The sequence below is a fragment of the candidate division TA06 bacterium genome, from assembly GCA_016235665.1.
Taxonomy (GTDB): Bacteria; Edwardsbacteria; AC1; order AC1; family EtOH8; genus UBA5202.
Map to the genome: position 1 here is coordinate 244,497 of JACRJI010000003.1, position 25,956 is coordinate 270,452.

General features: G+C 55.1%; 24 protein-coding genes. 11 read left to right on the forward strand and 13 right to left on the reverse strand.

What is annotated here, in order from left to right:
- Positions 1 to 151: 151 nt before the first annotated feature.
- The 5 genes from HZA73_01830 to HZA73_01850 form a co-directional block, all read right to left on the reverse strand.
- Positions 152 to 2,635 carry a glycogen/starch/alpha-glucan phosphorylase gene (locus tag HZA73_01830; GenBank protein MBI5804767.1) on the reverse strand — a complete coding sequence of 828 codons (2,484 nt, stop codon included), beginning with the start codon at positions 2,633 to 2,635 and terminating at the stop codon, positions 152 to 154.
- 235 nt (positions 2,636 to 2,870) lie between these two features.
- On the reverse strand, positions 2,871 to 3,734 hold the full coding sequence (locus HZA73_01835; protein MBI5804768.1) for a hypothetical protein: 864 nt from the start codon (positions 3,732 to 3,734) through the stop codon (positions 2,871 to 2,873).
- A 133-nt stretch (positions 3,735 to 3,867) separates the two neighbouring features.
- Positions 3,868 to 5,166, reverse strand: coding sequence for a hypothetical protein (locus HZA73_01840; GenBank protein MBI5804769.1), 1,299 nt, complete (start codon positions 5,164 to 5,166; stop codon positions 3,868 to 3,870).
- A 128-nt stretch (positions 5,167 to 5,294) separates the two neighbouring features.
- A complete protein-coding gene (locus HZA73_01845; protein ID MBI5804770.1) occupies positions 5,295 to 5,768 on the reverse strand; it encodes a hypothetical protein in 474 nt (157 codons plus the stop codon).
- A gap of 94 nt (positions 5,769 to 5,862) precedes the next feature.
- Entirely contained in the window at positions 5,863 to 6,846 is a 984-nt protein-coding gene (locus tag HZA73_01850; GenBank protein ID MBI5804771.1) for a MoxR family ATPase, read from the reverse strand.
- Between the two features lie 199 nt (positions 6,847 to 7,045).
- Here HZA73_01850 and HZA73_01855 point away from each other — a divergent pair, with 199 nt between their 5' ends.
- The 3 genes from HZA73_01855 (at position 7,046) to HZA73_01865 (ending at position 11,364) form a co-directional block, all read left to right on the forward strand.
- Positions 7,046 to 9,058 (forward strand): T9SS type A sorting domain-containing protein, encoded by a 2,013-nt coding sequence (locus tag HZA73_01855; protein ID MBI5804772.1) that lies wholly within the window; start codon positions 7,046 to 7,048, stop codon positions 9,056 to 9,058.
- A gap of 16 nt (positions 9,059 to 9,074) precedes the next feature.
- Positions 9,075 to 9,965 carry a PorV/PorQ family protein gene (locus tag HZA73_01860; GenBank protein MBI5804773.1) on the forward strand — a complete coding sequence of 297 codons (891 nt, stop codon included), beginning with the start codon at positions 9,075 to 9,077 and terminating at the stop codon, positions 9,963 to 9,965.
- Between the two features lie 379 nt (positions 9,966 to 10,344).
- Positions 10,345 to 11,364, forward strand: coding sequence for a M42 family metallopeptidase (locus tag HZA73_01865; protein MBI5804774.1), 1,020 nt, complete (start codon positions 10,345 to 10,347; stop codon positions 11,362 to 11,364).
- An 83-nt stretch (positions 11,365 to 11,447) separates the two neighbouring features.
- Here the strand turns inward: HZA73_01865 and HZA73_01870 are convergent, their stop codons facing one another.
- The 6 genes from HZA73_01870 to HZA73_01895 form a co-directional block, all read right to left on the reverse strand.
- Positions 11,448 to 12,677, reverse strand: coding sequence for an ammonium transporter (locus tag HZA73_01870; GenBank protein ID MBI5804775.1), 1,230 nt, complete (start codon positions 12,675 to 12,677; stop codon positions 11,448 to 11,450).
- 166 nt (positions 12,678 to 12,843) lie between these two features.
- Positions 12,844 to 13,485, reverse strand: coding sequence for a response regulator transcription factor (locus HZA73_01875; protein ID MBI5804776.1), 642 nt, complete (start codon positions 13,483 to 13,485; stop codon positions 12,844 to 12,846).
- Positions 13,482 to 14,690: a sensor histidine kinase gene (locus HZA73_01880; protein MBI5804777.1), complete on the reverse strand. Its 1,209-nt coding sequence runs from the start codon at positions 14,688 to 14,690 to the stop codon at positions 13,482 to 13,484. The genes HZA73_01875 and HZA73_01880 overlap by 4 nt, the downstream gene beginning before the upstream one ends.
- Before the next feature lie 152 nt (positions 14,691 to 14,842).
- Positions 14,843 to 15,253 (reverse strand): very short patch repair endonuclease, encoded by a 411-nt coding sequence (locus tag HZA73_01885; protein MBI5804778.1) that lies wholly within the window; start codon positions 15,251 to 15,253, stop codon positions 14,843 to 14,845.
- A 2-nt stretch (positions 15,254 to 15,255) separates the two neighbouring features.
- Positions 15,256 to 16,083, reverse strand: a complete 828-nt coding sequence (locus HZA73_01890; GenBank protein ID MBI5804779.1) for a helix-turn-helix domain-containing protein — start codon at positions 16,081 to 16,083, stop codon at positions 15,256 to 15,258.
- Between the two features lie 14 nt (positions 16,084 to 16,097).
- On the reverse strand, positions 16,098 to 17,243 hold the full coding sequence (locus HZA73_01895) for a DNA cytosine methyltransferase (GenBank protein MBI5804780.1): 1,146 nt from the start codon (positions 17,241 to 17,243) through the stop codon (positions 16,098 to 16,100).
- 231 nt (positions 17,244 to 17,474) lie between these two features.
- On the opposite strand from HZA73_01895, the gene HZA73_01900 reads away from it, so the two are divergent.
- The 5 genes from HZA73_01900 (at position 17,475) to HZA73_01920 (ending at position 21,942) form a co-directional block, all read left to right on the forward strand.
- A complete protein-coding gene (locus tag HZA73_01900; protein ID MBI5804781.1) occupies positions 17,475 to 19,031 on the forward strand; it encodes a methylmalonyl-CoA carboxyltransferase in 1,557 nt (518 codons plus the stop codon).
- A gap of 148 nt (positions 19,032 to 19,179) precedes the next feature.
- The gene (locus HZA73_01905) at positions 19,180 to 19,365 is read left to right on the forward strand and encodes a hypothetical protein (protein MBI5804782.1); all 186 of its coding nucleotides are present in this window, start codon (positions 19,180 to 19,182) and stop codon (positions 19,363 to 19,365) included.
- A gap of 78 nt (positions 19,366 to 19,443) precedes the next feature.
- On the forward strand, positions 19,444 to 19,842 hold the full coding sequence (locus HZA73_01910) for a DUF2118 domain-containing protein (protein MBI5804783.1): 399 nt from the start codon (positions 19,444 to 19,446) through the stop codon (positions 19,840 to 19,842).
- A gap of 187 nt (positions 19,843 to 20,029) precedes the next feature.
- Complete coding sequence (locus HZA73_01915; protein MBI5804784.1) at positions 20,030 to 21,490, forward strand: pyruvate carboxylase subunit B; 1,461 nt, start codon at positions 20,030 to 20,032, stop codon at positions 21,488 to 21,490.
- Positions 21,491 to 21,579: 89 nt separating this feature from the next.
- On the forward strand, positions 21,580 to 21,942 hold the full coding sequence (locus HZA73_01920; GenBank protein MBI5804785.1) for a polymer-forming cytoskeletal protein: 363 nt from the start codon (positions 21,580 to 21,582) through the stop codon (positions 21,940 to 21,942).
- An 86-nt stretch (positions 21,943 to 22,028) separates the two neighbouring features.
- Here the strand turns inward: HZA73_01920 and HZA73_01925 are convergent, their stop codons facing one another.
- Entirely contained in the window at positions 22,029 to 22,271 is a 243-nt protein-coding gene (locus HZA73_01925) for a hypothetical protein (GenBank protein MBI5804786.1), read from the reverse strand.
- 94 nt (positions 22,272 to 22,365) lie between these two features.
- Positions 22,366 to 23,283, reverse strand: coding sequence for a hypothetical protein (locus HZA73_01930; protein ID MBI5804787.1), 918 nt, complete (start codon positions 23,281 to 23,283; stop codon positions 22,366 to 22,368).
- A gap of 208 nt (positions 23,284 to 23,491) precedes the next feature.
- On the opposite strand from HZA73_01930, the gene HZA73_01935 reads away from it, so the two are divergent.
- From HZA73_01935 to HZA73_01945, 3 genes are all read left to right on the forward strand, one after another.
- On the forward strand, positions 23,492 to 23,944 hold the full coding sequence (locus tag HZA73_01935; protein MBI5804788.1) for an Hsp20/alpha crystallin family protein: 453 nt from the start codon (positions 23,492 to 23,494) through the stop codon (positions 23,942 to 23,944).
- Positions 23,945 to 24,060: 116 nt separating this feature from the next.
- Entirely contained in the window at positions 24,061 to 24,381 is a 321-nt protein-coding gene (locus tag HZA73_01940; GenBank protein MBI5804789.1) for a MerR family transcriptional regulator, read from the forward strand.
- Position 24,382: 1 nt separating this feature from the next.
- Positions 24,383 to 25,900, forward strand: coding sequence for a Do family serine endopeptidase (locus HZA73_01945; GenBank protein MBI5804790.1), 1,518 nt, complete (start codon positions 24,383 to 24,385; stop codon positions 25,898 to 25,900).
- Positions 25,901 to 25,956 lie beyond the last annotated feature (56 nt).

Genomic DNA, 25,956 nt, shown 5'->3' on the forward strand with positions numbered 1-25,956 from the left:
CCCGGACTTCGGCTAGGCTTCGGCGTAAGATCAGTCGAACGCTCAGCCGGGGCGCTCAGTCTGGCAGACTTCGACACACTCAGTCCGTGGGCTCAGGGCATGCTTTTATTTGGCTAATATAGGTAAAAAGGGCCCGAATGGATACAATATTTCATTCTGTCACCTTCACCGGATCCACCTTCCAGATCTCACTGGCATACTGGGCGATGGAGCGGTCGCTGGAGAACTTGCCCATCCGGGCCACGTTGTAGATGGATTTCTTGAGCCAGAGGTCGGGCTGCAAAAAGGTCTGGTCCACCTCCTGCTGGCAGCGCAGGTAGTCGGCAAAGTCGGCCAGCAGCATGTAATGGTCGCCCTGGTTCAGCAGGTTGTCCACCAGCGGCTGGAACAACCCGGGCTCCTCCGGGGAAAAATGACCGACAGCCATCAGGTCCAGCACTTTCTTGAGCCGGGGCTCTAAATCGTAATATTTCCGGGGGTCATAACCCTGCCGGCGGAGTTCCAAGACCTGGTCAGTTTTCAGCCCGAAGATGAAGATGTTGTCCGCCCCCACTTCCTCCATGATCTCCACGTTGGCCCCGTCCAAAGTTCCGATGGTCAGCGCCCCGTTCAGGGCGAACTTCATATTGCCGGTGCCGGAGGCCTCCATCCCGGCGGTGGATATCTGCTGGGAGAGGTCGGCGGCCGGGATGATCAGCTCTGCCAGGCTGACCCCGTAATTTGCCAAAAAGACCACCTTCAGGTTCTGGCCCACTTCCGGGTCGTGGTTCACCTTTTCGGCCACCGCGTTTATAAGCCGGATGACCAGTTTGGCCGTGGCGTAGCTGGGGGCGGCCTTGCCGGCAAAGATCACGGTCCGCTTGACGTGCCTGCCGTTGGGATTTTCCTTGATATCATTGTACCGGGCGATCACGCCCAGAATGTTCAGCAGCTGCCGCTTGTACTCGTGCATCCGCTTGACCTGGCAGTCGAACAGCGAATCCACCGGAACCTCGATGCCGTTGTGGCGGCGGATGTACTCGGCCAGCCGGATCTTGTTGGAGCGCTTGACCACCTGCCATTTTTCCCGGAACAGCACGTCGTCGGCAAAGGGCTCCAGCTTCTTCAGCTGGGTCAGGTCCTTCACCCAGCCATTGCCGATCTTCTTGGTGATCAGCCCGGCCAGGTCCCGGTTGCAGGTGTTAAGCCAGCGCCGGGGGGTGATGCCGTTGGTCTTGTTGTTGAATTTTCCCGGAAAGAAATCGTTGAATTCCGGAAACACCTTTTCCCTAAGGATGCTGGTATGCAGTTCGGCCACCCCGTTCACCGAATGGCTGCCTACGATGGCCAGATGGGCCATCTTCACCTGGGGGTCGGAACCTTCGCCGATGATGGACATGGTTTTGAGCTTGGACTGGTCTCCGGGATATCTTTTGGCCACCGCCTCCAGGAAGCGGCGGTTGATCTCCCCGATGATCTGCATATGGCGGGGCAGCAGGTGGGCCATCATGGCCGCCGGCCAGTGCTCCAAAGCCTCGGGCATCACGGTGTGGTTGGTGTAGGCGAAGACCAGGTTGGTCAGGTCCCAGGCGGCGTCCCATTCCAGGCCTTCCTCGTCCATCAGCAGGCGCATCATCTCGGGGATGGCGATGGCCGGGTGGGTGTCGTTCAGCTGGAAGGCGGTCTTTTGGGCGAAGGCCCCGAAATCGGGGTGGGTCTTCTTGTAGCGCCGAATGGCGTCCTGCAAGGTGGCGGTGACGAAGAAGTATTCCTGCTTCAGCCTCAGCTCCTTGCCCTGGTAGACGTTGTCGCTGGGGTACAGCACCCGGGTGATGTTCTCGTTCTGGTTCTTCTGCTCCACCGCCGCCACGTAGTCGCCGCTGTTGAAGTAGTTGAGGTCGAACTCCCGGGTGGACTTGGCCGACCAGAGCCTGAGCGTATTGACGGTCTGGTTGCCAAAGCCCGGCACCGGCACGTCGTAGGCCATGGCCAGCACGTCCTGGCCGTCCTTCCATTCAAAGCGGGGGCGGCCGTCGGCCCGCACAGTCTGCTCCACCAGGCCGTAGAACTTGACCGGGTACAGGTATTCGGGCCGGGGCAGCTCCCAGGGGTTGCCGTAGCGCAGCCAGTTGTCGGGGGTCTCCACCTGCTGGCCGCTCAGTATCTTCTGAAAGAATATCCCGTACTCGTAGCGGATGCCGTAGCCGTAGGCCGGAAGCTCCAGCGTGGCCATGGAGTCCAGAAAGCAGGCGGCCAGCCGGCCCAGGCCCCCGTTGCCCAGCCCGGCGTCCCACTCGTAATCCTCCAGCTTTTCCAGGTCCAGGCCCAGGTCGGTCATGGCATCGTGGGCCGCCTCGTCCATCTGGAGATTGAGCAGGTTGTTGCCCAGCAGGCGGCCGATCAGAAATTCCAGCGACAGGTAATAGACCCGCTTGGCGTCGCTGTGGTAGTAGGCCTGCTGGGTCTTGATCCAGCGCTCCACCAGCCGCTCCCGCACGGTCAGGGCCAGGCTGTTGAAGTAGTCCCGTTCGGTGGCCGAGTACTGGTCCTTGGCCAGGGAAAAGGTCAGGTTGTCGCCGAAGGAGCGCTTGATGGAATTCTTGTCCAGGCCCTGGCGGGTGACGGGGTAGTTGTTGTTCTTTCCGTTCTCAGGCATCGGTATCCTTGTTGCTGTTAGCTATAGGCTATATGCTATAAGCTTTAGTTGCAAGCATAAAGCCGTTAGAGTGGATTAATCACATTGTTTTTCAAATTTTTAGATCTAACGTTTTGTGGTGTGAAAGTTGCCTGTTTCGGGCTTTTCCTGTCGAGTTACACAAAGGTTGAAGCGGGCTGCAATCCTTGAATAACCTACTATCACAGTAATATTTTATACTGCGTGTTGTGTGGCGTTATTTCACTCTGTATTTTCTATACACCTCAAATAGTTTAGGAACATATTCATCAGTATCCTTATATGCTTGATATACTTTAAGTCGCTCCATAAATTCATCTGTAAACTCAATATTATTGCTTTTCCAATAATCTGGTTTTATAACATTAAAAGTTTTTAGTTTCTCTAAATTAATCCCCAAACCTAATTTCATTGGTTTTAGATAATCCCATATTTCATCCTGTAATGAATCAATTTTATTGTAAGGATAAGTGCCTTTGTTTTTTATCAAAGTCCAAACAATATATCTATCAATTCCGTCAACTTGTCCTGAGATATCAATTGGAATAAAAAAGAACATATCTCCAGAGATATTTAATACTTTATCAGAAAATGGCCATTCTTCAGAAAAGTAATACCTATGAGAAATTTCTTTTTCAATTATATAATCTTTTTCCATTTTTATATATGACTGTCTAATTGCACTAATTTTACTCTGCAAAGCAGAATCACTATTGGATAATACAGTATTTAAAATTGTTTTTGATTTACTTTGAAAATCATCCGTTATTTTATCAAATTTATTTTGATAGTCTTGCATTAATATATCAAGTGCATTTTTTGTTTCTTCAATTCCTTGTTGAGATAGAACTTTAATTTCATCACTTTTGATATCATGCTTATATTCTTTTGCTTCTTTTTTCATCAATCCATAAATACCTAAACACAGACCAATAATCATGAATATTAATACAACGTAATTTCTAGGTATGTATTTAAATATACCATTCTTTCTCTTCTTCCAGTCAATTTTAGTTAATGAAAATAGTGCAATACAAGTCAAGATACTAAAGCTTACTATTTCAAATATCATGGAGTTCATTTTTAATAAATCCTAACAATACTTTATCACTGTCTGCTTTTGTTGTAGTGTCACATAAATAGTGGTTTTGAGTGTTTATTGCGTAAACCCGCCCCAAAAGGCAAGAGTTGCGCAACTGCTGGGTATAACTTTACTATGCCCCAAACAACGCATCCTCTATCTTGTAAGTGCCAAGCGACGGCGCGTTCATAAACCCGTGCCAGGCGGCCTCGGCGTAGCGCCCGCTCTCTAGCACGTAGAACAGCCACTGGTCCACGTAGCGGGGGTCCTCCTGCAAAAAGCCCGAGCCGATGTGCTCCAGCCATTCCTGGTTGAACTTCTCGTGGGCCCCCACCGGCGGGGCGATGATGATGGGCAGTCCCAGCGCGGTGTAAAAGGACATCTCCGAGGGCTTGGTCCAGATGATGTCGGTATTGTGCAGTTCCTGGTTGAAGGCGGCAAAGTAGGCCCGCTTGTCCAGGCCGTAGATCACCTTGATGCCGGAGCGGCCCTCGCAGTCGCAGTTCATGGCGCCAAGCTCCTGCTTGAAATAACTGGCCACGTCCAGCCGGGTGCCGGCCACCAGCATCACCCGGACCTTGCCCTGCTCGATCTTCTTCTTGAGCGACCGGACGATGGTGATGCCGATCTCGGTCTGGGCCCCGGCCCCGCCCACCATGTAGCACAGGGTCACCGGGCGCTTGCTCTTTTCCTTGACATCGCCCAGATACTTGTGGATCACCTCGCGGTAGGCCGAGATGAACCGGTTGTTGGGATCCAGGGTGGGCAGGCGCTCCAGCAGGTCTTTCTTTAAAACGGCCTGGTCCCGGCCACCGATGTTCTCCCGGGGCAGGGGGAAGCCGGTCATGGTAATGCGGTCCTCGGGCACCCCGTACTGGCGCAGGCGCATGGAGGCGTGGCGGGAGGGGGTCAGGTAGTTTATCCGGGACTCGGCCGGGTTGCGGCTGACCCAGACCCGGTTCATGTCGGTGTCGGTGATGACGCAGTAGACCCGCTGCATTCCCAGGTAGTCGGCGGCCAGGGCCGGGATGAAGTGGGTGGCGATGAAGGGCAGGCTTTCCTTTTTCACGTAATCGATCAGGCTGGAGCACAGGCCCCACTTCTCGATCATCTTCTTGGTCCTCCGCACCGTGGCGGTGGGCCGGTAATCCACCTTGAAGGGGTAGAAGGGGGCGATGGCCTGCAGTTTGTCGTACAGCCCAAAGATGAACGGCCCGATGCCGGGAATTGACTTCAGCCGGGAGACCGTCTCGTAGCCGATCCGGCTCCACTCCCAGATGTTCTTTTCCCGGGGCGAGATGATCTGGTCGTTGTTGGCGGTGATGATCCGCTCGTTGGCTATTTCGTTAAGGGGATAGGCGGCCCGCTGGTGGCCGTAGCCCATATCCACCGAGACCACCCAGGCCCGCCTGGAACCTTCTTGTGCCGGCATAGTCTTTAGCTATTGGATTAATGGTTAGGGATTACGGGGAACCTACCACAGAAACACGGAAAGAATGAAAAGAGGAAAATAAATATTTCCAATTTCAGTGTTTCCGTGGTAAAGGTCCAGTTCCGGAATTAATTTTTAGTGACCTGTTCCACAAATCTGTCCAGCTCCGCGGCATACTGGTTGCCTGCCACCTGTTTGGTCTTAAGCGCCAGGACGGCCGCCGGCTTTTGGCCCAGCAGTTCCTCCATGCCCTGGAATGTTCCCGCGTCGCCCGAGCCGCCCATGGTGCAGAAGAAGGCGGCCTTCTTGATCTTGCCTTTATTCTGTTCCAGGTAAGTTCTTATGGCCGGGGTCAGGTTCCAGGCCCAGACCGGAGTGCCCAGCACCACCAGGTCGTATTGGGCCGGGTCCTTTTGGGTCTGGGCGATCAGGGTGGACAGCTTGCGCGAAGCGTCGCGCCCGGCGTACAGCCAGCCGATGGGCCCCTTGCGGCTCTTGGTGTCTATGATCTCCTCCACCTCGGCCTGCAGTTTGGCCGCCAGCTCCAGGCAGACCTTCTTGGTGAACCCGGTGCGGCTGTAGAAGACAACTAATGTTTTCATAACTTTCTCCACTTATATTATTTTTGCCACAGAGACACTAAGACACAGAGGTAATTATATAGTAGATACGTTTCGTGTCATTTAGCGGGCAAGGTCACCCCAACAGCCGGTTGATGATCTCCACCGAATCCACCCCGGCGGCCTCGGCGTTGAAGTTGGTGATGATCCTGTGCCTAAGCACCGGCAGGGCCAAAGCCCTCACATCCTCTATTCCCGGGGCCAGCCGGCCTTCCAGGATGGCCCGAGCCTTGGCGCCCAGGATCAGGTACTGCGAGGCGCGGGGGCCGGCACCCCAGGCCACGTAGTCCTTGACGAAATCCGGGGACTCCGCGGCCTTGGGGCGGGTGCGGCGGCACAGGCTGACCGCGAATTCCACCACGCTGTCGGCCACCGGCACCCGACGCACTAACTGCTGCAGGGCCACGATCTCCGGGCCTGACAGCACCGGCTTGATGACGGCCTGGTAGGCCGAGGTGGTGCTTTTCACTATCTGCACTTCTTCGTCGGACGAAGGGTAGTCCACCAAAGTGTTGAACATGAAGCGGTCCAGCTGGGCCTCGGGCAGGGGATAGGTGCCCTCCTGCTCGATGGGGTTCTGGGTGGCCAGCACGAAGAAGGGCTCGTCCAATATGAAGGTGTTTCCCCCGGCCGTCACCTTGCGCTCCTGCATGGCCTGAAGCAGGGCGGCCTGGGTCTTGGGCGGGGTGCGGTTGATCTCGTCGGCCAGCACGATGTTGGCGAACACCGGGCCCTTGAGGAACTTGAAGAAGCGCTTGCGGCTGCCCTGTTCCTCCTCGATGATGTCGGTCCCTGTTATGTCCGAGGGCATCAGGTCCGGGGTGAACTGAATGCGGTTGAAGCTCAGGTTAAGGCTCTGGGCCAGGGTGTTGATCATCAGGGTCTTGGCCAGGCCGGGCACGCCCACCAGCAATACATGGCCCCCGCAGAGCAGTGCGGTCAACAGCTCGTCTATCACCGCCTGCTGGCCCACGATGACCTTGGACAGTTCGGCTTTGATCTGTTCCTTGGCCTTTGACAGGCTTTCCACCGCCTGGAGGTCGTTCTTTTTTTCCAAAATAGTTGCCGCTCCATTGTTGTTTCTTAACCTATTAGTCTATCAGATTTAAATGCTATAAGTCAATCATAAAATCAGTATTTTATCGGCAGCAGGCCGGTCCGTAATAGGGTTGTAAAAAATCTTCATTTTTCGGGAACCGGAAGGCATTCTTTGTTACTCTAATCCTATATCACTAATTGTCCAACAAGGAGTTATCGCCATGCACATCAAAAAGTTGCTTTGGATTATGTTGCTGTTCCCAGCCCTGGCCTGGTCCCAAGGGATAAGCTGGGGGCCGCGGGTGCGGGTGGACGATGCCGCCGGGAGCGGAGCGCATCCGGCCATCCATCCCTACACCATCATCGACGACAGCCTGGCCGCCAGCCCCAGGGTCTACACCGTCTGGGAGGACGACCGTGACGGCAACGACACCAACGCCATTTATTTTGCCCGATCCACCGACCTGGCGGCCACTTATTCCCGGCCCAATGTGGTGGTCTGCAACGACAGCCTGAACAACGTCTATCCCTGGATGGTCAAGGGAGCCTCGGGGGCCATCTACATCGTCTGGCAGGTAAAGTACCCCGATACCAAATGGCGGATATATTTGTCCAAGTCAACAGATGGCGGGAACACCTTCAGCACGCCGGACACAATAAGAGGGGTGTACATCAACAACAACAAGGACGACCAGAACAACTACGGACCCCTGCCCCGGATCGCGGTCGATCCCAAGGACAGCGTTCTATACTTAGTGTGGACCGAGGCCTTCGGAACCACCGCCACCAAGGTCAGGATGGCCTATTCGCTGACCAGGGACGTCAACTTCACCGGCATGGTCCGGGTGAACACCGACTCCACCAAGGCCGCCAAGCACCCGGCCATTGTCACCGATGACAGCGGCAAGGTCTTCGTGACCTACGAGCAGTCCAATTCCGGCAACGTCAATGACCCGCAGTGCGACATCTTCTGCAACAGTTCCGGCGATTACGGCCTGACCTTTGGCACCGACGCCAAGATCAACGACAACGGGGACGTGGCCCGGATGCAGAACCCCACCATCGACCGGATCAACAACAAGACCATGGTGATCTGGGAAGACACCCGGACCGGAGTGGCGGCCTCCAACGCCCAGCCGGTGCTGTTCTTCAGCCAGAAGCCCGACACCGCGTCCGCTTTCTCGGCCAACGTCCGGGTCAGCGACACCCTGTCCGGCACTTGGAACTACCGGCCCCGGATGGCCATAGACCAGACCACCGGCAACATGATAGTGGTCTGGCATTCCAACCTGGGGGCCACCGATTCCCTGTTCGAGCTCAGGCTGTGCGCCTTCAATGATACGGTCAACGAGTTCACCCCGTCCTACAAAATGTTCGACACCTACACCGGCAACAGCGGGGCCAACTTCGGCAACATCTTCTATCCCCCGGCGGTGGCCATCACCAACATCGACTCGGTGGCCAACTTCTTCCTGGTCTGGCGCGACCTGATCGAGGATACCACCGGTAACATCTATTCCCGGCACGGGCACGTGGTGGTCAGCCAGGTGGACCTGGACATCTTCCCCGACCTGCTGGACGCCGCAGGCGACAGCCTGAACTTTGGGGCGCTGCCGGCCGGGCCGGCCTATGTCTCCCGCTCGTTCCGCCTGGTCAACACCCGGGACTCGCTCAACCCCGATTCCCTGGACGGCCCCAGCACCGCGGTGATAGACAGCCTGACGGCCAACGGCATCACTTTGCATAATGTTGACAATTCCTCGCTGACCCTAAGCGCCGGATTCATAGAATCCCCGGCCTCGTTCCCCGCCCTGAGCATCGGGCAGACCCTGGATGTCACCGTCACCCTGTACGTTCCCGAGGGAACCCCGGCCGGGCGCTACGTGGGCTACGCCAAATTTCGGGCGGTGGGCAATGACCTGACGGTGGACACCGATTCCATCAGGATAGTGGTCCAGGGCCCGGCCGCGGCCGCCGACCTGGAGAATCTCAGGGTCTTCCCCAATCCTTTCAAACCCTACATTGGGCATACCGTGGTCAACTTCGAGGGGCTGACGGCAGCGGCCACGGTCAAGATATTCGACATCAAAGGACGCTTGGTGGAAGAGATAGCCGAGAGCAACGGTGACGGTTTGGCCACCTGGGCCGCCAAAGCCGCCAGCGGGGTGTACATCTATTCCGTGACCAATCCCCAGGGGGGCAAAAAGACCGGCAAGATTGCCATAATCCGATAACAGAGGGAGATAAAAAATGAAGAAGATCATCTATATATCGTTGGTGCTGTTCCTGGCATCCCAGGCAATGGCCCTGGAGCCGGGCGACAAGTCAGCCGTCTTTTTGACCCTGCCCCAGGGAGCCCGGCCCACCGCCATGGGCGAGGCCTACACCGCCGTCTCCGGGGACATCTACGGCGGATTCTGGAACCCGGCCGGGGTGGCCGACCTGGGCCCGATGGCCTTCACCGCCAGCATGGCGCCCACCTATCTGGACATGTACTACGGCTACCTGGCCGGGGGAATGAGCTTCGGCAATAATGGGATCGCCCTCTCCGTCACCCACTTCAACTACGGCGACATGGTGGGGCTGGACCAGTACGCCCGCAACGAGACCACCTTCAACGGCACCGACCTGGGGATCGCCGCCACTTATGCCCGGCGCTTCGTCAAACAGAAGATGCAGCTGGGGGCCTCGCTCAAGCTGGCCAGCCAGTCGCTGGAGGAGGAATCGGCCACCTCGGTGATGATGGACCTGGGCGCCATCAAGAAGTTCAACCGCTTCACCCTGGGGGCGGCCGTCAAGAACCTGGGGTCCGGCCCCAAGTTCGTGGACGAGTCGGCCGGCCTGCCCATCACCTTCTCGCTGGGCTGCAGCTACTACTTCTACAATCTGCCCCTGCTGCCGGTGTTCTCGCTGGATGTTCCCCTGGACGATGTGCCGTCAGTAGGGCTGGGAGCGGAATATAACCTGCCCAAGTATCTCAGCCTCCGCGCCGGGCTGAAGACCGACCGCGACCAGGGCTTCGTCTCCATGCTGAGGTTCGGGCTGGGGGTCAATGTCAGCGGGATCTCGGTGGATTACGCCATGATCCCGGGGGACGAGATCGGGTCGACCCACATGATCACTCTGGGATATAGAAAATAAAAAATCAAAAGGCAAAAATAAAATTAATTGTGTAATTACGATGTGAATACGTTTAGTAGTTTGTAGGACCCTCCTTTTCGTTAACAGCCGCCTCCGGAAACACCGGGGCGGCTTTGTTTTTTTATACTCATTACGGGGTTATTTTGCTTGATTTTGCCCTGTCTCTGGTAGTAGAATATTCAAATAACGCAAGTTGATTGTCTAACTAACCCAGGAACCACCTGTGACTACGGGGGATAGTCTGAACTCAACCCCTTCGCTTCCCCTTCTCTTGCACCAAGACGGCCCTAATTTATTCAAGAGAAGGGGACAGAGGGGATGAGTTAGAGAGAAGATGATTTTAAGTTATCTATCCTTTAACGCAAATAAGGAAAACGCCATGGAACGCATCGTCCAATTGCTGAAGGACCTGGAGGCCATTCACTCGCCCTCGGGCTATACCGGCGCGGTGATGGACCACATCACGGAACTATGCCAAAAGAACGGCATAACCACCAGGCGGACCAACAAGGGCGGGCTGCTGTGCGGGAACCACCAGGCGCCGAAGCTGGTGGTCTCGGGGCACGTGGACACCCTGGGCCTGATGGTCAGCGGCATCAACAGCGACGGCTCCCTGGCCTTCACCAAGATCGGCTCGCCGGTGCTGGCCTCGTTCGAGGGCGAGTACGTCACCATCATCACCTCCGAGGACAAAAAGTTCCGGGGCACCCTGCTGCTGAACAACCCGGCGGCCCACGTCAACAAGGAGGCGGACAAGGCCGAGCGCAAGCCAGACAGCATGCACATCCGGCTGGACGCCGAGGTCGCCAAGAAAGAGGAGACCGAGAAGCTGGGGATCCGCACCGGGGATTTCATCTGCTTTGACCCCCGCTTTGAATACACCGATTCCGGGTTCATCAAGTGCCGGTTCCTGGACGACAAGGCCGGTTCGGCCGCCATGATGGACGCCCTGCTGGCGCTGGGTTCCAAGGAACTGGAAAAGCTGCCGGTGGCCTTCTTCTTCTCCAATTACGAGGAGGTGGGACACGGGGCCTCGGCCGGGGTGCCGGCCACGGCCGCCGAGATGCTGGTGGTGGACATGGGGGTGGTGGGCGAGAAGGTGGACGGGGTGGAGACGGCGGTCTCCATCTGCGTAAAAGATTCCAACGGGCCGTATGACTATGCCATGAGGCAAAAGATATCCCGCCTGGCCACGGCCCACGGCATTGCCCACCGGCTTGATGTCTTTCCGCTGTACGGCTCGGACGGAGGGGCGGCCCTGGCGGCCGGGTGCGATATCAGGGTGGGGCTGATAGGCCCGGGAGTGAGCGCCAGCCACGGGATGGAAAGGACGCATTTGAAGGGGCTGAACGCGGCCAGGGATCTGCTGATGGCGTATATCAAGGAAACATTAAGTTAGGCGGCACCGGCCGGGAAACTGCTCATAGTCCAAGAAGCCCCGTCCCTGGAAAGGGACGGGGCTTCTTGCGTTAAGGTACCTGGTTACAGGTAGGCCTCTTCTCCATGCAGGGTGGCATCCAGACCGTCTATCTCTTCCTGCTCGGTGGTGCGGACAGGAGTGATCTTATCGATGGCCCACAGCGCGGCATACGAGAACAGGAAGGCGTAAATAGAGGCGGCCGTCACCGCCACCGTCTGTTTAAGGAAGAACCCCGCTCCCCCGTAGAAAAGCCCGTCGGCGCCATTGGCGTTCACCGCTTTGGTGGCGAACAGGCCCAGCAGGATCACCCCGATCGTTCCGCCCACTCCGTGCACTCCCCAGACATCCAGGGCGTCGTCCCAACCCAGCCGGTTCTTAAGGGTGATGGCTCCGTAGCAGACCACCCCGGCGATCACCCCTATCAGGGCCGAGGTGGGCACGGTGACGTACCCGGCGCAGGGGGTGATGGTGGCCAGCCCGGCAATGGAGCCGGTCAGCAGTCCCAGCAGTTTGGGCTTCTTCTCAAAGACCCAGGCCATTATCAGCCAGGTGATGGCGGCAAAGGAGGCGGCGGTGTCGGTGTTCAGGAAGGCCAGGGAGGTGACATGGTCCACTCTCAGCTCGCTGCCGGCGTTGAAGCCGTACCAGCCGAACCACAGCAGCCCGGTACCCAGCGCCACCAGCGGGATGCTGTGGGGGCCCTTTTCGGCCGCCTTGCGCCTGCCCAGGTAAAATACCGAGGCCAGCGCCGCCATGCCCGCGATGGCATGCACCACTATGCCCCCGGCAAAATCCAGCACGCCCCACTGCTGCAGCAGGCCGCCGCCCCATACCATATGCACCATCGGGAAATAGACCAGCACCAGCCAGACGGTGAGGAATATCAGATAAGGCACGAACCGCACCCGGTTGGTGAAGGCCCCGGTGATCAAAGCCGGGGTGATGATGGCGAACATCATCTGGTAGGCGATGAACACCAGCAGGGGGATGTTGTTGCCCTCCAGCACGGTGGAGGGCCCGATGCCGCGCAGGAAGGCCAGGTCAAAATTGCCGATGATCCCGGCGATGTCGGTGCCGGCCGCATGGGTGCCGGAGAAGCACATGGAGTATCCGAAGGCGAACCACAGCACCGAGGTCCAGCCCATGGAGACGAAGCTCTGGATCATGATGGCCAGCACGTTCTTGCGGCCCACCAGGCCGCCGTAGAAAAAGGCCAGCCCCGGGGTCATCAGCATCACCAGGCTGGTGGCCACCAGCATGAACCCGGTATTGCCGGTATCGAATGCCTGCATAGATATCCCTTCCAAAATAAGTTGACGGTTCTTATTGCCCGCATGATATCACATTTGGGCTTGGCCGGGTAATAGGGTGTTCTACTGATATTGGCCGGGCAACCACCTGATGCAAAAAAGCGCCCTGCGGAGGCAGGGCGCCTTTTGTGTCTTTCGGTCTTCATTTTCAGGGGCTGGTCATGCCCTCCCTGACGGCGAACTTCGTCAGCTGGGCTATGCTGTGCAGGCCCAGCTTGTCCATCATCTGCTGGCGGTGGGTCTCCACCGTCTTGCTGCTGAGCTTAAGCCCGGCGGCTATCTCCTTGGTGGTCCGGCCCTCGGCGATCAGCTGCAGCACCTCCCGTTCCCTGGGGGTCAGCACCGAGAAGGCCCCGTCCGTGTTTTTGGGCCGCTGGGCCAGGTAGTCCCTTATCACGGTGTCCGCGATGGAAGAGCTCAGGTATGTCCCGTTCTGCCTGATGGTCCTGACGGCCATGGCCAGCTCGTCGAAGGCCGATTCCTTGAGCAGGTAGCCGGAGGCCCCGGCCCTCAGCGATCCGATGATGAACTGGAGGTCGGTGTGCATCGAAAGCATTATCACCATGGTGCCGGGGTTTTCCGCCTTGATCCGGCGCAAGGCCTCTATGCCGTTCAAGCCCGGCATGGTGATGTCCATGATCACCAGGTCGGGCCGGTGTTTTTGGCACAGTTCCCCCGCCGCCAGCCCGTCGCCGGCCTCGGCCACCACCTGGTCTCCGGCCTGCTGGAACATGGTCCGCAGTCCGTCCCGGAATATCCGGTGGTCGTCGGCTATCAGTATCCTCTTCATTGTTTTTCCTTGTTTGGCTTGAGCGGCATGGTGATGGTGGCGGAGGTCCCCTTTCCCGGGAGGCTTTCCAGCGACAGGGTCCCGCCGTAGCGCTTAAGGCGCTCCCGGATGCTGAACAGTCCGAAGCCCGAGCCGTCGCAGGCCGTTTTCAAAGGCGGGCAGCCGGAGCCGTCGTCCCTGACCGTGATGCTGATGGTCCCCGGGCCGGCCCCGGCGGTCAGCCAGGCGTTTTTGGCGCCGGAGTGCTTGACCACGTTGGCCAGCAGTTCGCGGGCGGCGGTGTACAGGGTGATGCCGGCGTCATCCCCCAGGTCCGGGGGCAGCCCCTCGCAGCCGGCGGTCACCGCCAGGCCGTGCTTTTTGCGGAACTGCCCGGCCAGCGAGGCCAGGGCCGGGCCCAGTCCCAGCTCGTAGAGCACCGGCGGGCTCAGCTCCACGGTCAGGGTCCGGGTGTACTGGATGATCTGGTCGATCAGGTCCCGGATGGACTCCACCTCCCGCTCCGAGCCGGAGAAGGCGCTGTAGCCCTGTAGCACCTGCAGCTTCCGGCGGACCAGGGCCAGGGCCTGGCCGATGTGGTCGTGCAGGTCGCCGGCGATGGCCCGCCTTTCGCGGGCCTCGGCCAGCACCAGCTCGGAGGCCAGATTCCTCAGCTGGATGTCCTGCCGCTGCCGGGCCGCGGCCTCCCGACGCAGCGAGAGGTTGGCCCCGGCCAGCTGGGCGGTCCGCTTTTGCACCAGATGCTCCAGCCGCCGGTTCATCCGCTCCAGGGCCTCGCGGTAAAGCCGGCCGTGGAAATACAGCCGCAGCAGCTCGGCCAGGGTTTCCACCAGCGCCAGTTCTTCGGCCAGGAAGGGGCCCTGGTCCATGTCCGGCCGCCGTTTTAAATAGCAGACCTCAATGGACCCGCTTTTCCGGCGGTCCACCTTGAACTCCCGGCGCAGCGTCCAGCGGGTGGCCCGGAAATTGGCGGTGGCGTATTCCCTGCCGCCGTAGCGGATGCGGGCCCCGGTGATCTCCGGGTACTGCCAGGCCGGGGGGATGATGTCCAGGATCTTTTTGACGGTTTGTCCGGCCGGGACCTGGTGCTCCCGCAGGATGCCGGCCGTCTGGTGCAGGGCGGTCAGCTCCTTGATCCGCTCGATCAGCTGCCACCGGGTCCGGTCCCGGGTCCGGGCCGGGGGTGTTATTTTTGCTTTGGCCATAATATCTGCTGATCTGGTTTTTTGACGCGGTTCAAGAATGGAATATTAACATCCAGTATGGGTTTTGTCAATTAAAAACAGATGCGGAAAGTGATGAAATGAAATAGAACGGAGCAAACTGAAATGAAAAAGCCGGGCAGTGCCCGGCTTTTTCATTTATAGTTGTTGATTGCTCTATATATTTTCAATAAAGTTCTATTTAGACTATTATTAATATCATATTCCCATATGCGGATAACTTTCCACCCGTTCCCCTTTAATAGTTTATTAACAATTTTGTCACGTTTTATATTATTACTTATTTTAGTTTTCCAATATATTTTATTTGTTTTTGGCATTATAAAATGTTTTGGATTACAATGCCAAAAATCGGAATCAACAAAAACAACTACCCCATATTTTCTCAAGACAAAATCAGGTTTGCCAGGCAATGATTTTAAGTGTTGTGAAAAATATATCCCTTTTTTCCGTAGTTGTTGTGCTATTATTTTTTCTGGTTTTGTCCCTACGGAACGAATGCGTTGCATGTTAATTCTGCGTTGTTTTTTGGTCAAATTGTCCATGCTTAGAGTTCTTCAATTAACTTATCCCAATCATCCTTTTTTTGCATAAGCATGCCTGTTCTATACACATAACTCGACCCAATAGCCTGATCCTGATCCGGCAAGATTTTAACGGGGGCATTACTGCGAAGCAGGTCTACGGGTATGTAGCCACAGACCTGTGCCTCAATTACATCAAATTGGGGGATGATGTCAGTTAGATGGTTCAGTGAATTATGGTCTCTTACTATTCTGATAAAATGGTTAAGAAACAACTCAACGCGTGAACAAATATATATTTCGGAAACTCTTGTCGTGTCTTCTATTTCCTTTTGTGGGACAATCAGCCATACATTTTTCATCTTGGTCGTTTTTATTGCAATTCTTTTACGGGCAGGATTATATACACGACCTCCACGGCGTGGTTTTGCTATTTCAACGATATCTTGGCCTACAACAGCATCACGAAGGCTAAAATCTAAAGTTATATCAATATCGTAATGCCGTTTAATAAATTTGGTTACAGCAATTTCACCAAGTTTGCCGATGACGAAGTTTGAAACAAATTTGCCTGCCTCTCTTTGTTCGGTTGTGCCAAAATTGGATGTGGATTTATATTGATAAAAGCTTCTTATGGCAAATTCTAAACATTTTAAGTAATCTTCGCGTATGAGTTGTACCATACTATACTCACGCTGTGCTTTCCATTCGTTTAGCTCCGCGTCGGTGATAACATAACTACGACCTTCTTTGTGCAACGGTAATTCTTTACCCACTTTTGCATAGTTCTCTAAATATTTTTTAGAAATATTTAAATAGTCACTTGCTTTTGTTAGTGTTAAGTTAGGCACGCTAAGCTCTCCAGTTATTTATTTTTGGTATTGTATTTTATTTCTTTTTCCAATATTCTTAATTGAACCGCTTCATATTCCTTGTAATTTTTCAAAGAATATTCAATATGGACAAGTGGCTCAAAAGATGGTTCAATGTAATCGTATGATATACCGGCAAGAGTGTTTAATATGGCTTTAAATATTATTTTTGCTCCTTCTGGTGGTACTGCCATACCGATTTGTTTTCTTACGCTTTCTTTTGAACCTTTAAAAATAAAATTATCTGGGAATGTTTGTAAACGTGCTCTCTCTCTATTCGTTAAGGCTCGATTTTCGGCCCAATGATATACATGTGTGCCACCGCCGCCGCTACCAGTGATAGTATATGCTGGTTTGTTAGGATCCAACCGTTTATATATCTGGCTTATTGTAGCCCCGTGTATATTTAAGGTTAATTCTTTTGGTAATTTAGCTGTAAAAGCATTTTCTCCAGGCCTTATATGTTTTAATCGTTCAATAACAACTTCATTTTGTTTAGTTAATTCATTATTCGGTGCATTTTGTGGTATATGTGGTTGTGTAATTGCTTGTTTACAGGTTATAGGCTTGGGGGTAATAATTTGCGGTACTTTAAAAAATAATTTACAACTTTTATGTATACCTACTATAATAACACGATGCCTTGCTTGTGGTACGCCATAGTATTCAAATTTATACAAATGCGGTGTAATGTTGTAGTTACAATCAAATAGTTCTTTAAGTATAGTTTTAAATGCGGTGCCATCATTTGCATTTGCTAAACCACCCACATTTTCTGCTAGAAACCATTTGGGTTGGTGATGTTTTAAAATCTTCACACCATAAGTATATAATGGGCCAAAATGGCCATTCATGCCCTTTTGTTTGCCAACAACGCTAAAATCATTGCAAGGGAAACCAAAAGCAAGACCATCAATGGGTGAAAGTTTTGCTAAATTTATTTTTGATACATCCTCACAAATTACTTCACAATCGTTGCCCATATTCAATTTGTAAGTGTCGCAGGTATCTTTGTCGTAATCATTAGCCCATGCAGGCTTAATGTAAAATGACACACCATCCTTTTTAACAATCACACTTTTGGCGCCAAGGGCCAACCCTCCGGGGCCGCAAAACAACTCACCCATTCTGTAAATCATTTATCAATATCTCTTAATTAAAAATTTCTGAGAATAAATTACTAAGACTTAATTATCTATATTATATTCTATACTATACCACCGACAAAAACAAGCAAAATCTTTCCGTTAAAAGACCAGCCATTTTCCCCTTGAAAAGCCCCGTATTTTAAGATATAATAATTATTCTATCCCTGTTGGCAGGTTTGGGTTGTAAACAATAAACTTTTAATATAGTTAGGTTTACGCAAGATGTCTGAAAAGACCATTGAGCAGATCATCAAAGCGCTGGAGGACCAGAAGGCGGTCATCTGCGATGCCGACGGCAAGCGGGCGGCCAAACAGCACGAAAAGAAAAAACTCTCGGCCCGGGAGCGGATAGACCAGCTGCTGGATCCCCAGAGCTTCGTGGAGTTCGACGCCTTCGTCCAGCACCGCTGCGACAACTTTGGCATGGACAAGGTGTCCATCCCGGCCGACGGCGTGGTCACCGGCTACGGCACGGTGGAGGGGCGCCCGGTCTTCCTGTTCTCCCAGGACTTCACCGTCACCGGGGGAAGCCTGGGCGAGGCCCACGCCCTAAAGATCGTCAAGATGCAGGACATGGCGCTTAAGATGGGCGTCCCGGTCATCGGCATCAACGATTCCGGCGGAGCCCGCATCCAGGAGGGCGTGGACTCCCTGCACGGCTACGGCATGATATTCTTCCGCAACACCCGGTCCTCGGGCGTCATCCCCCAGATCTCCGTGATCTTAGGCCCCTGCGCCGGAGGTGCGGTCTATTCGCCCGCCATCACCGATTTCGTCTTCATGGTGGACAAGGTCTCCAACATGTACATCACCGGGCCCCAGGTGATCAAGGCCGTGATGGGCGAGGAGGTGGGCCTGGAAGAACTGGGCGGGGCCATGGCCCACAACCAGGTCTCGGGTAACGGGCATTTTGCCTATCCCACCGAAGAGCACTGCTTTGCCGGGGTGCGCAAACTGCTGTCCTTCCTGCCGGCCAACAATCTGGAAGACCCGCCGGTATTGGACACTACCGACGAGCCCGGCCGGATAGACATGGAACTGCGGACCATCGTCCCGGTGAACCCCAAGATGCCTTATGACGCCAAGGACATAATTCTAAGAGTGGTTGACAACGGCGACTTCCTGGAGGTCCACGAGCACTTTGCTCCCAACATCGTAGTGGGTTTTGGCCGGGTGGGCGGGCACAGCGTGGGCATAGTGGCCAACCAGCCCCAGGTGCTGGCCGGCTGTCTGGACATCAACTCCTCGGACAAGGCCGCCCGTTTCATCCGCTTTTGCGACGCCTTCAACATCCCGCTGGTGACCTTTGTGGACTGCCCGGGCTACCTGCCGGGAAAACAGCAGGAGCACGGCGGGATCATCCGCCACGGGGCCAAGATCCTGTTCGCCTACTCCGAGGCCACCGTGCCCAAGATCACCGTCACTTTGCGCAAATCATACGGCGGGGCCCACATCGCCATGTGCAACAAGGACCTGGGATCGGACCTGATGCTGGCCTGGCCCCAGGCCGAGATCGCGGTGATGGGCGCCTCCGGCGCGGTCAACGTCATCTTCCGCAAGCAGATCGACGGTGCGGCCGACCAGAACAAGAAGCGCCAGGAGCTGATAGCCACCTACGAAGAGATGTTCTCCAACCCCTACGAAGCCGCCAAGCGCGGTTACGTGGACGCGGTGATAGCGCCGGAAGAAACAAGGGGAAGGGTGGCCTCGGCCCTGGCCATCCTCAAGACCAAGCGCGAGCAGTCGCCCAACAAGAAGCACGGGAACATACCGCTCTAACAGTTGAGTGTTTCCCGTTTACTGTTTGAAGTTGGCACCAACAGTGAACGTAGAACGGTAATAACGATTGAGCGTTTCCGGTTTACTGTTTGAAGTTTGATTCAACAGTAAACGGTCAACACCAAACAGTAAACATTTGGTTAAAAGTATGAGTCAGAAGAAAGAGAACATCCCCGCCGAGATCCAGGTGGCCATAGCCGCCGCCCTGGGGCGCTATCTAAAGGACGACAAGCTGGCCTTCCACGTAGCCTCCATCAAGCCGGTGCACCATTCCGAGATCAACCTTTGGGCGCTGGCCGGAAGGCAGGAGAACATGGGCGGCCCCAGGAAATAATCTTTGCCACAGAGACACAGAGGCACGGAGAAAAATAAGCATCATTTGATTTCTTAGAAATAATACGAAAGGTCAAACATGTCCCGCAAGTACATCGTAAAGGTAAACAACAAGGCCTACGAGGTGGAGGTCGAGGAGGTCGGCAAGAAGCCGGCTTTGGCCCCCATTCCCGCCCCCACCGGTCCCAAGACCATCTCGGTGACCGTTCCCCAGGCGGCCCCGGCCGCGGCCCCGGGAAAGCCCCAGGCCCAGATAGCCGAGGGCCAGAAGGTCATCCCCGCTCCCATGACCGGGACCATCATCAAGGTGCTGTGCCAGGTGGGCCAGGAGGTGAAGGACGGCGACGTGCTGCTCAAACTTGAAGCCATGAAGATGGAGACCTCGCTCTCCACCCCGGTGGCCGGCAAGGTGGTCGAGATCCGGGTCAAGCCGGGACAGACCGTCACCGCCGGCGAAGCTTTGGTCATACTGTCCTAACAGCATAAAGAAAATATCTATCCGCAGATTACACAGATTGACACAGATCGGGATTTATTATTTCAGGAAAAACCAGAATATAAAAAATCTGCGATAATCTGCGAAATCTGTGGATAGTAACCCCCATGAAGCAGGAATAAAGATGTTAAAAAAATCAGATAAGATCGAAAGTGCCAACAAGGGCCAACTGGTCAACATCACCGAGACCGCCTTCCGGGACGCCCACCAGAGCCTGATAGCCACCCGGATGCGGACCGAGGACATGATCCCCATGATCGAGAAGATGGACCAGGTGGGTTACTGGTCGTTCGAGATGTGGGGCGGGGCCACCTTTGACACCATGCTCCGCTTTCTGGACGAGAACCCCTGGGAGCGGATCCGGATATTCAAAAAACACACCAAGAAGACCAAACTCCAGATGCTGCTGCGGGGCCAGAACCTGGTGGGCTACAAGCATTACTCCGACGACATCCTGGAGCGGTTCATCAAAAAGGCGGCCGAGCTGGGCATCGACGTCTTCCGGGTGTTCGACGCCCTGAACGACATCCGCAACATGGAGAAGGCCATCGTCACCGCCAAAAAGACCGGGGCCACCGTCCAGGGCGCGCTGAGCTACACCATCTCGCCGGTGCACTCCATAGACGGCTTCGTGTCCTTCGCCAAGGAGCTCAAGAACCTGGGCTGCGACATCATCACCATCAAGGACATGGCCGGGCTGATCTCCCCGGCCTCGGCCCAGGAGCTGATATCAAAACTTAAATCAGAAGTGGGCCTGCCGGTCTGCCTGCACTCCCACTGCACCACCGGCATGGCACCGACCTCATACTTCGCCGCAGCCCAGGCCGGGGCCGACATCCTGGACTGCGCCATCTCGCCCTTCGGCTCGGGCACCAGCCAGCCGCCCACCGAGTCCATGGTGGAGATGCTGGACAACGCCGGTTTCGGGCTGAAGGTGGACAAGTCGCACTTTTTGGAGATCGCCGAGTATTTCCAGGACATCAAGGACCGGGCCTACCAGCACCTGATCACCCCGGTGGCCGAGAGGGTGGACGTCCGGGCCCTGGTCTACCAGGTGCCGGGCGGGATGCTGACCAACATGGTCAGCCAGCTGGAAAAGCAGAATGCCCTGGACAAGTTCGAGGCCGTGCTCAAGGAGATCCCCAAGGTGCGGGCCGAGCTGGGCTACGTGCCGCTGGTGACCCCCACCTCGCAGATAGTGGGCACCCAGGCCACCTTCAACGTGCTGGCCGGGGAAAGATACAAGATCATCATCCAGGAGGTCAAGGACCTCTGCAAGGGCCTGTACGGCAAGACCCCGGCCCCCATCGACCCGGTTGTGATGAAGAAGGCCATCGGCGACGAGAAGCCCATCACCGACCGCCCGGCCAGCCACATCGCTCCGGAATGGGAGAAGTGCAAGAAGGAGATGGAGGGGATATCGGACAAGGAAGAGGACATCCTGTCCTACGCCCTGTACCCGGCGGTGGCCAAGGAGTATTTTGAGGTCCAGAAGGACCCCCTTAAGAAGAAGGCCCGCCAGGATTCCCTCAAAGTGGGCCTGCCCTCGCCCGATGGCCATCCCCAGCGCCATTTCGTGATGCGGGTCAACGGCCAGGATTATGAAGTGGGCGTCACCGAGACCGAATAACAAAGATAATCGTAAGGGCAGGTTTTAAACCTGCCCCAACTCGTAAGGGTTTGATTAATCAAACCCCAACAGTAAAGGAAGAGCAAACGATGGACAAAAAGACGGAGATCGGCGGCGGACCGATGAACACCCTGCTGGGCAAGGGCTCCAGTTTTAACGGCACTCTTAAAGTTGAAGGCGGGATCAGGATAGACGGCCAGGTTGAGGGGCAGGTAGAGACCAGCGGCACCCTGGTGATAGGTAAAGAGGGGTCATTGAAGGCTGAGATCCGGGCCAAGGACGCCATCATCGGCGGCAAGGTAATCGGGAACATAGTCGCTTCGAACAAGATTGAACTGCAAAGCGGCGCCCATTACAGCGGGGACATCAAGTGCCGGGGTCTGATCATAGACAGCGATGTTTATTTTGACGGAACCTCCAAGATGTTGGGCCAACACGAAAGCAAGGCCTGAGATCTGAGAAGGCAAACCAAAGGAGAAGAGGCTGGAATTATTATTCCAGCCTCTTCTCCTTTTTCCGGCGTTGGGATTCCTAAATATCAAACGCCCAAGCCCACGAACTTGACGTCCGGTTCCAGGGACAGCCCTTTGTGAAAACTGCCGATGCCGTCTTTGTCGCCGCTGACGGTGAACCGCAGCTTTTTCCGGTTCATCTGGCCGTCCTCCTCCAGTATCCTTACCGCCAGCCGGTTCTGCTGAGCCAGATTCATCAGGCTGGTCTTAAGGTCGGCCCCGGCCGGGCCCACCACCCAAAATTCTTCCATCAATATTTTTTCCATCATTGTCAGATCTCCCAACTTTAGGTTTATTGACTGCATACCGGTGCAGCAGACAAGGTAAAATTTATTGTTCCAAAACCTTGCTCTCTGATGTGTATCAGGGCAAGTTGACTGTGTCCGCGGCCACGATGTAGGGCAGGCACCAGGCTTTGGCCGAGTATGTGGCAGTGTTGTCACCAAACAGACAATTCTGGCTGATGACATCGACCGAAGCGTGGCGGACCCCCAGCAAGGCATCAACCGGTACCTGCCAGCTGTAGGTGAACATCTGGCCGTCAACTTTTTCCAGAGGGCGCCGGTCGTGCACCCGGTAAAGCCAGCGATGCAGAAATGACCAGAACTGGCCGGAGGGCGAGGCCCAGACGCTGACGGTCACAGAGTCTCCGGGATTGAACACCGGCAGCAGGTTACGAAGCCGGGTCTGAACCATATCCAGGGGTTTGATGACCACAATGCCGTTGCTGTTGGCGCAGCCGCTGATCACCACGCTGTCGATGCCCAGGCCGGGGTCGCCGTTAAGGGTGTACAGTTCCAGCGGGGTCACCCCCCAGACATGCCAAACATCATTGATCTTGCGCAGTCTGGCATAGCGGGTGGCCCGGTCATGCAGGCCGGCGCTGTTGAAGTTGCGCTGGAAGGGATCCCGGATGCTGTCACCGTCATTGTCCACATACATTATGCCGTAAATATCCAATGTTATAGTGGCGGTGGCGTTGATGCTGTCCGGGTCCAGGGTAACGCTGACCGTCCTGACCACCTGATCGACCTTCCGGGCAAACTTGATGGAGTCGGGAAAGATCTCGTTTTTGTCGGCAGATTTTAAGGAGGTAACAGATAACGGTATGGAAGTTCCATCATTGACAAAGGTGGTGGTATCGGTATATTGAGAGGAAAGCAACAGGTCTTTTATCTGATCTTCATCGGAGATCGTGGCCTCGGTCGGTGTTTTACTGCAGCTTAAGGATATAAATGCTGCCATCAATAAAGCCAGGCAAACACATAGTGGTTGTTTCATGGTAGTTCTCCAAATCGTAAATTAGAAAATATTGGGATTACAATTTAGAGTGCATTTTTTACCGTAAGGTTCCCTAAAAAATACTATATGCATAACAATTTACAATACAATATGTTAATAAATCATTAAATAAAATATTATCAAAAGACTTGACAACAAGGCACTCAATAGTTATAATTATGAAACTATAAGCATAGGAGGAATAAAAATGAGCAGAGATCTTATCAAGTACTATCCTTTTACTGAGCTGTCTTCCTTTCAGGATGACATGAACCGGCTTTTCTCGGATTTCCTGGGCCGGGCGCCGGACCGCAGAAACCTTTCCGACGGCCTATGGGCGCCGATGATGGACATTGAGGAGACCAAGACCGACATCATAGTTAAAGCCGAGATCCCCGGGATGAAGAAGGATGATATCAAGATCCAGATCTCAGGAGACATGCTGACAATTTCCGGCGAACGGCGGCATGAGGAGGAGACCAAGGACAAGACTTATCACCGGATAGAGAGGATGTACGGCCAGTTCCAGCGGGTCTTAAGGCTTCCCACCGAGGTGCAGTCCGGCAAGACCAGGGCGGCTTACGAGAACGGGCTGCTGACCATCACCGTCCCCAAGGCCGAAGAGGTGAAGCCCAAGGAGATCGCCATCGAGGTTAAGTAGCCCGGGACCATTAACAAGAAGTTGAGAAGATGAGAAGGTGAGAAACTAAGAAATCGCTTAGAGTTCAAATATCTCACCTTCGGGACTTCTCAACGTCTCATTTTCTGGAGTTAAAAATGCGCCCTGAATCCAATGCCCCGGTCTATACCATCAGCGTGGTGGCCAAGCTGTGCGGGCTGCACGAGCAGACCCTAAGGCTTTACGAGAGAAGGGGTTTGCTTTCCCCGGCCCGTGTAAGCGGCCGAACTAGGATGTATTCCCAGGACGATCTGGAGACTTTGGAACAGATAGTCTACCTGATCAGGGAGAAAGGCATTAACCTGGAAGGGGTCAGGGTGATAATGGAAATTGAGCAGAATCCGGAACAAACCATTGCCCGGTTGCGTATTCATAAATACAGCAACCAACCTCAAAATCTAATCGAAGAGGAAGAATAGAATGATCCGCAACAATAAGGGATCGGGGAACTTCAAATCATTGCTGGTGGGCAGCGCCTGCCTTATAGCCGGGATAATCATTGCCTCAAGCTTAAACCTGACGCCGTTCTCCCGGGCCGACAAGGGGGATCCGAAAAGCGCGGCCACGGGCAATTCAACCCTGCCTTTGACCTCGGGACTGCAGAGCCCCTTCGTGGCGGTGGCCAAAAAGGCCGGCCCGGCGGTGGTCAACATCAGCTCCAGGCGTTACACCGAGGTCATCTCCCGGGGCTTCCAGTCTCCCTACGATGATTTCTTCAAGGACTTTTTCCCCGAGTTCCGCCAGATGGAGCCGGAGAAGAAGCAGAAGAAGATCGAGGGCCAGGGCTCGGGATTCATCATAGATAAAAAGGGCTACATCCTGACCAACAATCACGTGGTGGCCGGCAACCCGGAACTTACCGTCAAGATGTCCGACAGCCGGGAATTCTCCGCCGAAGTGGTGGGAGCCGACCCCAAGAGCGACGTGGCGGTGATAAAGCTCAAGGGCCTTAAAGAGGACCTGCCGCAGTCGGAGGTGGCCGACCTGGGCAATTCCGACGAGATCGAAGTGGGAGACTACGCGGTGGCCATCGGCAACCCCTTTGGGCTGGAGCGCACCGTCACCCAGGGGATCATCAGCTACAAGGGCCGGACCGGGCTGGACATCCAGGGCGGCGGGCCCATGTACCAGGACTTCATCCAGACCGACGCCTCCATCAACTTCGGCAACTCGGGCGGGCCGCTGGTAAATCTTAGAGGCGAGGTGATAGGCATCAACACAGCCGTCAATTCGGCCGGCCAGGGCATAGGCTTTGCCATCCCCATCAACATGGCCAAAAAGATCGCCGACCAGCTGATAGACCACGGCAAGGTGGTGCGGGGCTATCTGGGAGTGCTGCCCCAGGAGGTGACCCCGGAGCTGGCCGAAGGCTTCGGACTCAAGGACCTCAAAGGCGTGCTGATAGCCAAGGTGGAGGAGGGCACACCGGCCGGCAAGGCCGGCCTGCTGGAAGGGGACATCATCATCAGGTTCAACAACCAGGAAGTTCCCACCGTGGCCAAGTTCCGCCAGATAGTGGCCGAGACCAAGGTGGGCGACCAGGTAAAGCTGTCGATCCTCCGCGATAAAAAACAGAAGACATTAAGCGCCGTCATCGGCGAGATGCCGGGCGAGACAGCGGCCAAAGCCAAGGATGAGGCCGAGCCCAAGATCTGGCTGGGGATCAAAAAACTCATTGCTGTCGACTCCGAGCAGGCCAAAATCGCCGGGATCACGGAAAAAGAGGGAGTGGTGATCGCCGAGATCGAGCCTGATTCCCCGGCCGACGATGCCGGGATCCAGCGGGGCGACGTCATAAAAAAGATAAACAACAAAATTATCAGGAACCTTTCCGACTATTCCAGCATCTTAAATAGTGAGCTCAAAAGCGACAAACCGGTGGTATTTCTGCTGAAACGGGGGCAGAATACCCTGTTCATAGCGGTCAAGGCGAAATAGATGGGATGAATACACTATACAGTAGTCAGTATTCACTAACTTTAAACGCCAAACGT